The sequence below is a fragment of the Mycobacterium sp. 1465703.0 genome (assembly GCF_001672975.1).
Lineage (GTDB): Bacteria > Actinomycetota > Actinomycetes > Mycobacteriales > Mycobacteriaceae > Mycobacterium.
This window is the reverse complement of the sequence record NZ_LZKU01000181.1, coordinates 1-11,837: the sequence shown is the minus strand read 5'-3', so window position 1 is coordinate 11,837 and position 11,837 is coordinate 1. Positions and strand designations below refer to the sequence as shown.

The following is an 11,837-nucleotide window of genomic DNA, read 5'->3' as shown; positions in this document are numbered from 1 at the left end:
CTCTACGACGGCGGCCTGGTCGCCGAACGGCACGAGGCCGTCGGGACGTTCGTCGACGCCCACCCCGCCGAGGTCGATCTCTTGTAGTCGGACGCCGGTCGCGGCAAGACGATCACACGCGTCGCGGAACGCGAACCGCCATGGCTTGGACAGCCCGGGCAGTTCCCGGGGGATCGCCACAGTCGGGTTCGGGGGCGCGGCCAGCGGCGCGTCCGGTGGGAACGGGCGCGCCCCTCCGGCCATCACCCCCATCGCGGCGTCGGCCGTGTCGATGTCGCGCGCGAACACCGTGACGCAGTCGTAGGAGCGGCATGCCGGGACGACGCCGTTCGTCGGAACCACGCCGACAGTCGGCTTGATGCCCACGACGCCCTGGAGCGCGGCCGGCACGCGGCCCGACCCCGCGGTGTCGGTGCCGACACCGATGTCGACGAGTCCGAGCGCGACCGCGACGGCTGACCCGGAGCTGGACCCCCCCGAGATGTGGTCGGGCCGGCGGGCGTCGCGCACCGCGCCGTAGGGGCTGCGAGTTCCGACCAGGCCGGTTGCGAACTGGTCGAGGTTGGTCGCACCGAGAACGACGGCACCGGCCGCCCGCAACCGCGCGACGACGGTGGCATCGGCGGAAGCGGGCACGCTCGCGTAGCCCGGACACGCCGCCGTGGTCGGCAGACCCGCGACGTCGATGTTGTTCTTCACCGACGCGACGAGGCCGGCCAGCGGCAAATCCGCGCCCGCAGCGACCTGAGCATCGACGGCGGCGGCGTCGGCCAGCGCATCGGCCTTGGGCCGTAAGAAGATCCAGATCTCCGGGCGGTCGACCGCTTCGATTGCCGCGTACGCGGCGCGCACACGTTCGACGGCGCTCACGCAGACGCCTCGGCGAGGTCGAGGTCTGCGGACGGCGGGGACTGGGTCTGTACCACCGCCAACGGCGTGCCGGGTTCGACCTGGTCGCCCGCCTCGACCAGCAGGCGGGTGACGACGCCGTCGGAGGGGGCCGCGATGACCGTCTCCATCTTCATGGCCTCGAGCGCGAGCAGCGGTTGGCCCGCCACCACCTGCTCGCTCACTTCGACGTCGACCTTCCACACGCTGGATGCAAACGGCGCGTCCACCCGCTGTTCGCCGTCGTCGAGCACCAGGTCGACCGTCACCGCGACAGCCCTGGATTCGGTCCGCTCCGCGCGGTCGAACTCTCCCGCGGCCGCCCATGCCGCGCGTTCGGCCGCGAACGCCGCGCTCTGGGTGGCCCGGAAGTCGGCGATCGAGGCGGCATTGTCGGCCAGGAACCGCTCGTGGTCGGCAAGCGAGAACGTTCCGGGGGTGATATCCACCGAGCCGCGGCCGGCGGCGAGGTCGGCGCGTAGGTCGAGCAGTTCCTCGGCGGATACCGGATACCAGCTGATCCGATCGAAAAACCTTAGCAGCCAAGGCGTTTCGGGCTCGAATGGCGCCGTGTGCGTGTACCGGCTCCACACCTGCGTGGTCCGTCCGACGAACTGGTAGCCGCCGGGGCCCTCCATGCCGTAGATGCACAGGTACGCTCCACCGATGCCGACGGAGTTCTCCGCGGTCCATGTGCGCGCCGGGTTGTACTTGGTGGTGACCAGCCGGTGGCGGGGATCGAGCGGCGTTGCCACGGGCGCGCCGAGGTATACGTCGCCGAGCCCCAGAGTCAGGTATTCGGCCGCGAACACAATGTCCCTGACATCGTCCTGCGACGCCAAACCATTGACCCGCCTGATGAATTCGATGTTGGACGGGCACCACGGCGCGTCGTCGCGCACGCCCGACATGTAGCGCGCGATGGCCTCGCGAGTGGCCGGGTCGTCCCAGCTGAGGGGCAGTCTCACCGACCTGCTGGGCACCACCACGTCCGCGGTCGCGGGCAGGTCGTCCTCGATTTCGTTGAGCAGCCCAAGCAGTCGGTCGATCGGCAGCACGTCGGGGTCGACATGCACCTGCAGCGAGCGAATCCCTGGTGTCAGATCCACGATCCCGGATAAGCGGCCTTCGTTCAGTTCCTCCGCGAGCCGTTGGTGCAGGGCGTGGACGCGCACGCGCAGCGCGAGATCCAAGACGATGTCGCCGTACTCGACCATGACATTGTCGTCGCCGCTGCGGCGGTAGGTGACCGACGGAGCACCGTCACCGGTGCGGCGGGCAAGCACGCCGTGGTCGCCGTCGCCACCAGTCCGCGGGACCGACCATGCCGCCCGACGTGCGATGCCCAGTTCATTACGCGACGGCACATCGGCGGCGCGCACCGGCACGAAACGCACCGTATCGCCCGGCCGTAGCTGACCCAGTTTCCACCGTTCGGCCGAGGTGACGGTGACGGGACACACGAAGCCGCCCAGGCTCGGGCCATCGGGACCCAGCAGGATCGGGGTGTCGCCGGTAAAGTCAAGCGAACCAACCGAATACGCATTGTCGTGAATATTGGACGGGTGCAGGCCCGCCTCTCCGCCGTCGGACCGCGCCCATTGCGGCTTCGGCCCTTCCAGCCGCACCCCGGTGCGGGCGGAGTTGAAGTGCACGCGGTAGCGCGCGCTGAACAAGGTGTCGATGTCGGCTTGCGTGAAGAACTCGGGCGCGCCGTGTGGTCCTTCGGTGACGGCGAGTTCCCAATCCGACCGCATCGTCGGACGTTGCTCGGCCGGTACCGGCGCGGTGGGTGCGGGAGCGCCAGGGGTGTTGGCGCGCAAGACGTCACCGACCACCAGCTGCCGTCCGCCGTGGCCGCCGAATCGGCCCAGCGTGAAAGTCGACGCGCTGCCCAGATAGGCCGGCACGTCGAGCCCGCCGGCGAAGAGCACGTAGGTGCGCAGTCCTGTCGTCTCGGCGGCGCCGACGTCGAGCAGGCCGTCCGCCGGGATCTCGACCGGCTCCCACATCGGAACGGCCACCCCGTTGACCGTGATCGGGCACTCGGCCCCGGTGACGCAGACCGTGGTCGGATGGGTCACGTGCAGCGCCGGACCCGATGAGGTGCACTCGAGCCCGGGAGCCCCGTCGGCATTGCCGAGCGCGCGGTTGCCGAGCCGGAACGACAGGTCGTCCATCGGCCCGCTCGGCGGTACGCCGACAGCCCATTTACCCACCCTGCCAGGCAGGTCCTGGACCGTGGTCAGCAGGCCGGGGCGTTCGACGGTGATCCGAGGGCGGGGATCCTTGATGTCGGCCAATGTGGCGGTGCTGTGGCGCGCCTCGCGCACGTCGGGGTAATTCAGTGCGGCGCGGGCTGCCCCGATATTGACCTCGATGCCGTGGATGACCGTGGCGTCCAGCGCGAGGCTCAGTCGGTCGAATGCCACGCCCCGAGTCGGCCCTTCGGTGATGACCTTGGCGAGTAGCGGATCGTAGGACGCCGAGATCTCGGTGCCGTCTTGGACCCAAGTGTCGACGCGCACGCTGGATCCGTCGACGAGCCGGTCGGGGAACGTCACGGCGGTCAGTGTTCCGGTGCTCGGTCGGTAGTCCCGCGTGGGATCCTCAGCGTATACGCGCACCTCCACCGCATTGCCCGCAACGGGCACCGCGCCGGTGCTGGCGCCCGGCGCCAGGCGCTCCGCTACCATGTCCCGATCGCCGCGCGCCAGCCGAAACATCCACTCGGCCAAATCAATTCCGGTGATCGCTTCGGTCACCGGGTGCTCGACCTGCAGGCGCGCGTTCACCTCGAGGAACGACGCCTGGTGTCGCTCTTGGTCGTAGACGAATTCGACGGTGCCGGCGGAGCGGTAACCCACCGACGCAGCCAAGGCGCGCGACGACGAATGCAGGCGCTCGCGTAACTCGTCGGGAAGTGCCGGTGCGGGCGCCTCCTCGATCACCTTTTGGTTACGGCGCTGCAGTGAGCAGTCGCGGTCGCCGAGCGATAGCACCCGACCGGTGCCGTCGCCGAAGATCTGCACCTCGAGGTGGCGCGCGTGCTCGATGAACCGTTCGACGAAGACACCCGCCGAGCCGAAGCTGCGCTCGGCCAGCCGAGCCACGCGATCGAACGCGGAGCGCAGCTCCTGGGCATCCCGGCAGACCTGCATGCCGATCCCACCACCGCCGCCGGTGGCCTTGAGCATCACCGGATAGCCGATGTCGTCAGCCGCACTGATCGCGGCCGCGGCGCTGTCCAGCAACGCGGAGCCGGGGGACACCGGCACACCGGCAGCGACTGCGGCTTCGCGCGCCGTGTGCTTGTTCCCGAACACGCGCAGCTGTTCTGGGGTCGGGCCGACGAATGCGATGCCGGCTTGTTCGATAGCCGTGGCGAATTCGGCGTTTTCGGAGAGGAATCCGTAACCCGGATGGATCATGCCGGCGCCGGTCGCGGTTGCTGCCTCCAGGACCGCGTCGGCCCTCAAATAACTTTCACTCGGCGCGGCGCGCCCCAGGCGTACCGCTTCGTCGGCCAACCTGACGTGGGGCGCCCCGCGGTCGGCATCGGAAAACACCGCCACCGTGCGGAGGCCAAGCTGCCGCGCCGACCGCAGCAGCCGAACGGCAATCTCCCCGCGATTGGCGATCAGTACCGTGTCGGGCGGGTTCACGCGCCGCCCGCCTGGGCAGGCCGGGTCACGATCATCTGGACCGGGGTGGGGTCGAACCCGTTGCAGGGATTGTTGATCTGCGGACAGTTCGACACCAGGACCAGCGTTTCTACCTCAGCGCGCACCGCGACTCGCTTGCCCGGCGCGGACAGACCATCGACGATCCCCAACGCACCGTCGGGATCGACGGGCACGTTCATGAACCAGTTGATGTTGCTCGACAGGTCCCGCGCGCCGAGGCCATGACGGGCGCCCTCGATCAGAAAGTTCTCTTTGCATCCATGCTGGGACCAGGTGTGCGGACCATAGCGCAACGTGTTGGATTCCTTGGAGCAGGCTCCGCCAAGCGTGTCGTGCGCGCCGACTTCGTCGTCGACGACGGTCATCAACGCCATCCCAGTGTCAGCGCGCAGCACTGACCCGGTGGTCAGGGTGATACGGCCCTGCCGCCTGATGGTCTCTGGTGCGGAGTAGCGGACCGAGGTGTCCGCCGCCGAGTAGAGCAGACAGTCGACGGCTTGGTTGCCGTAGAGGTCGGCGATCGTCAATACGTCTCCCGCGGCAACCACCGCGGACCACGATGCGCGTGCGGCGACGGTCTGGTCGAGGATCACGGCCCCGGGAACAAGGGCGGCGGTGGCGGCGGTTGTCACAGGACTCCCCGGGCGGCAAGGTCGGCGTTGGTATTCGCGATGGCTTGGCGGTGTTCGGGACCCAGCGGTCCGACCAGTTCGCCGGCGGCCAGCACGTCAAGTTCGGCCGCGGCGGGCCAGGCGTGAATTCGTAAGGGAGAGCAGGTGAATTCGGGCCGCGGATCCAGGGGGTGTGCTGTGTTGGCGAGAAGCACGATGCAGTCGACATGCAACAGAAGATCGACGTGAGTGCGCGGGCCTGCGGACCCCTGCCACCGAAAAGTTCCGTCGGACCCCACGCGCACTCCCTGGAAGAAGGAGAGTGAGGGTGGCAGGTCACGCTGGCCCAGACCGTGCTTGAGTGCCCCCAGCAGAAGAAGCTGGCGTCCGGCCGGGGATGGCGACTCGGGCGCCCCCGCCCCATACGCCTCCACGTTCCCCGCCAGCGTCGTGGTGCCAGTGAGAGCGTCATGAGCGCCGGAAGTGTCGGCGACAACCGTCGCGAGAACCCGGCCGAAACCGCTCAACAACGGGTGCCCGGTGGTGACGTACGCCTGCCACGGCACTTTGACTGTGTCTGCGATGTTGAGCCGTTCATGGGGGGCGCCGAGGCGGTGCAACAACAGGCTCGCGCAGGCATTGCCGTCCGGATCGGTCAGTCGGATGCGTGTGCCGCGAGCCACAGCGGCGGTCGTATATCCGCCCGGTCCCACGGTCTCCGACCAGACCAGATGCTCGGCGGCCACGTCATCGGGGACGGTCGGGCTGCTACTTGCGGGCACGTGCCGCATGTACTGCGCAGACCGGCCGTGTTGGGCTCGTGCGTGGGCCCGGGCTCCCGCCGTGGTGGCGGTATCTGAGCTGCTCGCTTCAGCGATCACAGGAACCCCCTTCAGTAACGACATCGACCCAATTTCTATCAAATGACAGATTCAGCGCGCAAGCCGTCCGCATGGGGCCACGGCTGACCTGTCGGCCTGAAGGGCGACCGCCTCTGCTCCGGGTTCAAGACCGACGGCGCATCGCGCCCGTCCAGGCAGGTAGGTGGTCCAGTATTCGTCGACGGCTGTGCTGTATTCGGCTGGCGCGGAACAGATTTCGTTCTGCGGTGCGGTCAGCGCCGGGCTCGGGGTGACAGCCTGATCCCGGACACCGAGACTAGGCGCGAAGATCGGCGGTGATAGCGCCGGTGAGGCGGATCAGATCCTGCGGCGCCACCGCGACCTCCCACCCTCGGCGACCGGCGCTGCAGAACACCAGATCCCACGCCAGCGCGCTGGAATCGACGACCGTCGGCAGCCGCTTGCGCTGACCGAACGGCGACACCGCACCGACCACATATCCGGTGGCCCGTTCGGCGATCGAAGCGTCGGCCATGGATGCCTTGGCAACCCCCAGCGCGGCGGCGGCCGCCTTCAGCGAGAGCCGGGCGGTCGCCGGCATGATCGCGACTGCGAGTCCGTCGGGGACCGTGATGATCAGCGTCTTGTAGATCTGCCCGGGATGGATGCCGGCGGCCTCGGTGAGCGCTTTGACCGCCTCGGCGCCGAACGCATGCTCCCGCCGATCGTGGTCGAAGGTCAGGACTTCATGCGGCACACCGGCTTTCACCAACGCGGCAATACCTGGTGTGGCAGGCCCGGCCACCTCGAGATCCTAGGGGCCGGTGTACCCCGGTGGGTTGACGCCGTCCACCCAGAAGTCGACGCCCAGTTTCGAGCCGGGGATGCAGTCGTACGCCGACAAGTCGGTGACACCGGAGTCCACCAGCACGTCCTCGCACAGCAGCATGTTGCCGGTGAATTCCTTGGACGGCTTGTTGAGGATGACGTAGGCCGCGTCGGAGTAGATCTCGGGCTTGCGGGCGCGGCCCATCGCCTCGTCACCACCGAGCAGGTTCTGCACCGCGGCCGTCGCCACCAGCGTGCGCGGCCACAGCGTGTTGGAGGCGATGCCCTCCTCGCGCATTTCTTCGGCGATGCCCAGGGCGCACAGCGTCATGCCGAACTTGGCCATCATGTATGCGGTCGGCTTCAACCACTCGCTGCCGAGCAGGACCGGCGGAGACAGCGTCAGGATGTGCGGGTTCTCCCGGCCCTTCAGATGCGGGATGCAGGCCTGCGACACCGCATATGTGCCGCGCACCTGAATGCCGTTCATCAAGTCGAACCGCTTCATCGGCACCTCGGTGATGGACCCCAGGTTGATCGCCGAGGCGTTGTTGACGCAGATGTCGATGCCGCCGAACCGTTCGACGGTCTTGGCCACCGCGGCCTCGACCGACTCCGGGTCGCGGACGTCCCCCACGATCGGCAACGCCTGCCCGCCGGCCTCTTCGAGTTCCTTGGCGGCGGTGAACACCGTGCCCGGCAACTTGGGATGCGGCTCGGCGGTCTTGGCGATCAGGGCGATGTTGGCGCCATCTTGTGCGGCGCGTTTGGCTATCGCCAGACCAATACCGCGACTGGCGCCGGAGATGAACATCGTTTTGCCGTTGAGGGACATGGCGTCACACTAACGCCACGCCGGAATCGGCCGGAGCGGGGTCCGAGCGGCGCTAGTCCAAACCGTTACCCGATCGAATTGCGGCGCGGAAATAGCGGCGTCGCGCATGCTGTTGATCCAATCGGTCTCACATGCGGTAGTGGCAGGCCCGGACGGACAGTGTCGGGGTCAGCCTTTAGATTGGGAGGAGCAGCGTGGTGTCAACGGCGACGAGCCTGTTAGGCGAGGAGCGGTTGGCTGGCTTGTTTGCGAGCCCGGTGGCGCTTTTCGTGTTCTCCGGTAACACCGCAGCAGAAGGGACCGGGTTAATCGATATGGCCGACTCTGAAAATGGCCGCGATGACGCGACAGGGCCCGAGATTGGCGAGCCCGCCGCGCACGAAGAGACCGACGCGGAATTAACGGCGCGATTCGAACGCGACGCGATTCCGCTGCTCGACCAGCTCTATGGCGGTGCGCTGCGGATGACCCGCAATCCCGCCGACGCCGAAGATTTGCTGCAAGAAACGATGGTGAAGGCCTACGCGGGATTCCGCTCTTTCCGGGCCGGCACCAATCTGAAGGCCTGGCTGTACCGGATCCTGACCAACACCTACATCAACAGCTACCGCAAGAAGCAGCGCCAACCGGCGGAGTACCCGACCGAGGAAATCACCGACTGGCAGCTGGCCTCGAACGCCGAGCATTCATCCACCGGACTGCGGTCGGCCGAGGTCGAAGCCCTCGAGGCGCTACCGGACTCGGAGATCAAAGACGCGCTGGCGGCTTTGCCGGAAGAATTCCGGATGGCGGTCTATTACGCCGATGTCGAAGGTTTTCCGTACAAGGAAATCGCCGAAATCATGGATACGCCGATTGGAACGGTAATGTCACGGCTGCACCGCGGCCGACGGCAGCTGCGCGGCCTGTTGGCCGACGTCGCCAAGGATCGGGGCTTCAACCGCGGTGAGCAGACGCACGAGGAGGTGTCGTCATGAGCGAGTTGGCCGGCCAGGGCGGTGCCTCGCCCGATGCTTGCCCCAACGACGAGTCGCACGGCAGCGTGGGCTGCGCCGAGGTCATCCGGCAGGTATGGCTGCTGCTCGACGGCGAATGCGGTCCGGACACCCGTGAGCAACTGCGTCGGCACCTCGAGGCGTGCCCCGGCTGCTTCAAGCACTACGGACTCGAAGAGCGGATCAAGGCGCTGATCGCCACCAAATGCCGAGGCGAGAAGGCCCCCGAGGGCTTGCGCGAGCGGCTACGGCTCGAGATCCGGCGCACCACCATCATCCGGGGTACGCAGTAGCGGCCCCTTAGGAGTTGGGCCGCTTACCGTGGTTGGCTTTGCTGTGCTTGCGGTCGCGCTTTTTGCGGCCTCTTTTGGCCATGGTGGAAACCTCCGTGGTTGCTTGATTGCTTGTCAAACCAGGCGCGCGGCGCCCGTTGGCTTGTCCTCCAGTCTCTCACGAGACGTCCTATGCAGTGTCTTCGCCCTCGTGGGGGCCACTCGGGGGCCGTGCGCCGCGGTCCCGACCGGGCCTGTGGTTCGATGTATCCGAGCCTGATGGGCCTGATAGAACCGTGATGACCAGCAGCCAGCCTGCGCAAAAGGCCGAAACGAGTGGGGTGAAGATGGCGGAGGATGTGCGTGCCGAGATCGTGGCCAGCGTGCTCGAAGTCGTTGTGAGCGAGGGTGACCAGATCGGCAAAGGCGACATCGTGGTGCTGTTGGAGTCGATGAAGATGGAGATCCCTGTCCTGGCCGAAGTCGGCGGCACCGTCAGCAAGGTCAGTGTGGCGGTGGGCGACGTCATTCAGGCGGGCGACCTCATCGCGGTGATCAGCTAGTCGCCCTGCCCCTTCGATCAGCCGCCGGGAAACGACCCGGGGAGTAAGCGATGTCAACTCTCGGTGATCTGCTCGCCGAACACACCATGCTGCCGGGCAATGCGGTAGACCACCTGCACGCGGTGGTCGGCGAGTGGCAGTTGCTGGCCGACCTGTCGTTCGCCGATTACCTGATGTGGGTGCGCCGCGACGACGGCGTGCTGGTGTGTGTGGCGCAGTGCCGGCCGAACACCGCACCAACGGTGCTGCAGACCGATGCGGTGGGCACCGTCGTCGGCTCCGACCGGCTGGGGCTGGTGGCCGAGACGTTCGAGTCGGGCACCGCCCAGCGCGATGACCTTGCGGGCCAGAAGAATTCGTGGTTACCGGGCACCCATGTCGAGGCGTCCCCGGTGCGCTACGGCGGTCAGGTGGTGGCGGTGCTCACCCACCATCAGACCGCTGTGACCGCCGACCGTGCGTCGGGCCAGCTGGAGATCGCATACCGGGAGTGCGCCGGTGATCTGGTGCACATGCTCGCTGACGGCACCTTCCCCGACGCTGGAGACGTCGTCATGTCGCGTTCCACCCCGCGCGCGGGTGACGGCTTCATTCGCCTCGATGTGCACGGCGTCGTCGCCTATGCCAGCCCCAACGCGCTGTCGGCCTACCACCGGATGGGGCTGACCACCGAGCTGGAGGGGCACAACCTCATCGAGGTCACCCGTCCGCTGATCTCCGATCCGTTCGAGGCGCAGGAAGTGGCCGAACACGTGAGCGACCTGGTGGCCGGCGGCCGCAGCATGCGCATGGAGGTCGACGCCGGGGGAGCCACCGTGCTGCTGCGCACGCTGCCGTTGGTGGTCGACGGCGCCAGCGCCGGCGCGGCGGTGTTGATCCGCGACGTCACGGAGGTCAAACGCCGCGACCGTGCCCTGATATCCAAAGACGCCACCATCCGGGAAATCCACCATCGGGTGAAGAACAACCTGCAGACCGTGGCGGCGCTGTTGCGCCTGCAGGCTCGCCGGACCGTCAACGCCGAGGGGCGCGAAGCCCTGATCGAGTCGGTGCGACGGGTGTCGTCGATTGCGCTGGTGCATGACGCACTGTCGATGTCGGTGGACGAACAGGTCAACCTCGACGAAGTCATCGACCGGATCCTGCCGATCATGAACGACGTGGCGTCGGTGGACCGGCCCATCCGCATCAACCGGGTCGGCGATCTGGGTGTGCTGGACTCCGACCGGGCCACCGCGCTGATCATGGTGATCACCGAACTGGTGCAAAACGCGATCGAACACGCCTTTGACCCGGCGGCCGCGGAAGGCTCGGTGACGATTCGTGCGGAGCGTTCGGCGCGCTGGCTGGACGTGGTGGTGCACGACGACGGCCGCGGGCTCCCGGACGGATTCAGTCTGGAGACCTCCGACAGCCTCGGCCTGCAGATCGTGCGGACCCTGGTTTCGGCTGAGCTGGACGGCACGCTGGGCATGCGTCAGGCCGCCGCGCGCGGCACCGATGTGGTGCTACGAGTGCCGATCGGCCGGCGGACCCGATTGATGCTGTAGGCGAAGGCGTCATCCGCACCCCCGCACGCAAAGGTGCGGCCCCGACTTTCGTCGAGGCCGCACTGTTTGCTCTACCTGGGTTATACCCCGCTGCGGGCCTTCGTCCGGGCGTTGCGGCGCTTGAGTGCACGCCGCTCGTCTTCGCTCATGCCGCCCCATACGCCCGAGTCCTGGCCGGTGTTCAGGGCCCAACCGAGACACTCTGTGGTCACCGGGCACCGATTACAGACCAGTTTCGCGTCAGCGATCTGCGCGAGCGCCGGGCCGCTGTTCCCTACCGGGAAGAACAGCTCCGGGTCTTCGTCGCGACAGACCGCCTTGTGGCGCCAATCCATACGTCTTTACTCCTTACTGAGTGCGCAGCAAGGCGCACGGCCATTTTCTTCGGCTGTTTTACGCTTGCAGAAGGAAAAGGAGTCCGCACTCCTACGCAAAACTCTGCATGCAACCTTTTGATCGTTTCACAGGCTCAACAGATGTCAATAGTGTGAGTTCGCTCGTGGGCTATCTCACTTTGATCAACTCGTAGCCGAGCCCTTACTCCGTTGTACTACACTGCACGGGCCGCTTACCGGATTCCGTTGCCGGCGTGCGCGAATCCATGACGTTCAGGGCGGTCCCGGATGCGCTCGCGGTGGTTGCCCCTCCCCAGCCAAAACGCCACTGACCTGCGGAAATGCCGGGATTGTGGCGCACGCCGGCAACGGAATCCGGTAAGCGGCCCGTGCAGTGTAGTACAACGGAGTAAGGGCTCGGCTACGAGTTGA

General features: G+C 67.1%; 12 protein-coding genes and 1 pseudogene. 5 read left to right on the top strand and 8 right to left on the bottom strand.

From position 1 onward, the window contains the following. From A5625_RS16425 to A5625_RS16400, 6 genes are all read right to left on the bottom strand, one after another. Positions 1–870 (bottom strand): amidase family protein (locus tag A5625_RS16425; RefSeq protein ID WP_255397980.1); only part of this gene is annotated, 870 nt, incomplete at its 3' end. Then, positions 867–4,553 carry an urea carboxylase gene (uca, locus tag A5625_RS16420; RefSeq protein ID WP_066995913.1) on the bottom strand — a complete coding sequence of 1,229 codons (3,687 nt, stop codon included), beginning with the start codon at positions 4,551–4,553 and terminating at the stop codon, positions 867–869. The genes uca and A5625_RS16425, both read right to left, overlap by 4 nt. After that, on the bottom strand, positions 4,550–5,206 hold the full coding sequence (locus tag A5625_RS16415; protein ID WP_066995909.1) for an urea amidolyase associated protein UAAP2: 657 nt from the start codon (positions 5,204–5,206) through the stop codon (positions 4,550–4,552). Before A5625_RS16415 ends, uca begins: the two co-directional genes overlap by 4 nt. After that, on the bottom strand, positions 5,203–6,090 hold the full coding sequence (locus tag A5625_RS16410) for an urea amidolyase associated protein UAAP1 (protein ID WP_066995906.1): 888 nt from the start codon (positions 6,088–6,090) through the stop codon (positions 5,203–5,205). Before A5625_RS16410 ends, A5625_RS16415 begins: the two co-directional genes overlap by 4 nt. A gap of 253 nt (positions 6,091–6,343) precedes the next feature. Continuing rightward, positions 6,344–6,832 carry a YbaK/EbsC family protein gene (locus A5625_RS16405; RefSeq protein WP_066995903.1) on the bottom strand — a complete coding sequence of 163 codons (489 nt, stop codon included), beginning with the start codon at positions 6,830–6,832 and terminating at the stop codon, positions 6,344–6,346. 9 nt (positions 6,833–6,841) lie between these two features. Beyond that, on the bottom strand, positions 6,842–7,690 hold the full coding sequence (locus A5625_RS16400; RefSeq protein ID WP_066995900.1) for an NAD(P)-dependent oxidoreductase: 849 nt from the start codon (positions 7,688–7,690) through the stop codon (positions 6,842–6,844). A 314-nt stretch (positions 7,691–8,004) separates the two neighbouring features. On the opposite strand from A5625_RS16400, the gene A5625_RS16395 reads away from it, so the two are divergent. Continuing rightward, complete coding sequence (locus tag A5625_RS16395; RefSeq protein ID WP_066995898.1) at positions 8,005–8,667, top strand: sigma-70 family RNA polymerase sigma factor; 663 nt, start codon at positions 8,005–8,007, stop codon at positions 8,665–8,667. Then, positions 8,664–8,978 (top strand): mycothiol system anti-sigma-R factor, encoded by a 315-nt coding sequence (gene rsrA, locus A5625_RS16390; RefSeq protein ID WP_066995895.1) that lies wholly within the window; start codon positions 8,664–8,666, stop codon positions 8,976–8,978. Before A5625_RS16395 ends, rsrA begins: the two co-directional genes overlap by 4 nt. 7 nt (positions 8,979–8,985) lie before the next feature. On the opposite strand, the gene A5625_RS30770 is transcribed toward rsrA, so the two are convergent. Then, positions 8,986–9,060, bottom strand: a complete 75-nt coding sequence (locus tag A5625_RS30770) for a 50S ribosomal protein bL37 (RefSeq protein WP_085976515.1) — start codon at positions 9,058–9,060, stop codon at positions 8,986–8,988. 244 nt (positions 9,061–9,304) lie between these two features. Between A5625_RS30770 and A5625_RS16385 the strand changes: the two genes are divergently transcribed. Together A5625_RS16385 and A5625_RS16380 are read left to right on the top strand one after the other, a co-directional pair. Further along, entirely contained in the window at positions 9,305–9,520 is a 216-nt protein-coding gene (locus A5625_RS16385; protein WP_066995916.1) for a biotin/lipoyl-binding carrier protein, read from the top strand. 50 nt (positions 9,521–9,570) lie between these two features. After that, a complete protein-coding gene (locus A5625_RS16380) occupies positions 9,571–11,070 on the top strand; it encodes a sensor histidine kinase (protein ID WP_066995891.1) in 1,500 nt (499 codons plus the stop codon). 80 nt (positions 11,071–11,150) lie between these two features. Here the strand turns inward: A5625_RS16380 and whiB1 are convergent, their stop codons facing one another. Beyond that, on the bottom strand, positions 11,151–11,405 hold the full coding sequence (gene whiB1 / locus A5625_RS16375) for a transcriptional regulator WhiB1 (protein ID WP_003874607.1): 255 nt from the start codon (positions 11,403–11,405) through the stop codon (positions 11,151–11,153). 251 nt (positions 11,406–11,656) lie between these two features. On the opposite strand from whiB1, the pseudogene A5625_RS30200 reads away from it, so the two are divergent. Further along, positions 11,657–11,737: pseudogene (locus tag A5625_RS30200) on the top strand (hypothetical protein); the annotation flags it as partial. Positions 11,738–11,837: the final 100 nt, after the last annotated feature.

Bases quoted from the DNA above. Each gene is read 5' to 3' on its own strand.
- A5625_RS16410 (WP_066995906.1), bottom strand. From the start codon at position 6,090: ATGTCGTTACTGAAGGGGGTTCCTGTGATCGCTGAAGCGAGCAGCTCA.
- A5625_RS16400 (WP_066995900.1), bottom strand. From the start codon at position 7,690: ATGTCCCTCAACGGCAAAACGATGTTCATCTCCGGCGCCAGTCGCGGT.
- A5625_RS16395 (WP_066995898.1), top strand. From the start codon at position 8,005: ATGGCCGACTCTGAAAATGGCCGCGATGACGCGACAGGGCCCGAGATT.
- rsrA (WP_066995895.1), top strand. From the start codon at position 8,664: ATGAGCGAGTTGGCCGGCCAGGGCGGTGCCTCGCCCGATGCTTGCCCC.
- A5625_RS16385 (WP_066995916.1), top strand. From the start codon at position 9,305: ATGGCGGAGGATGTGCGTGCCGAGATCGTGGCCAGCGTGCTCGAAGTC.
- A5625_RS16380 (WP_066995891.1), top strand. From the start codon at position 9,571: ATGTCAACTCTCGGTGATCTGCTCGCCGAACACACCATGCTGCCGGGC.
- whiB1 (WP_003874607.1), bottom strand. From the start codon at position 11,405: ATGGATTGGCGCCACAAGGCGGTCTGTCGCGACGAAGACCCGGAGCTG.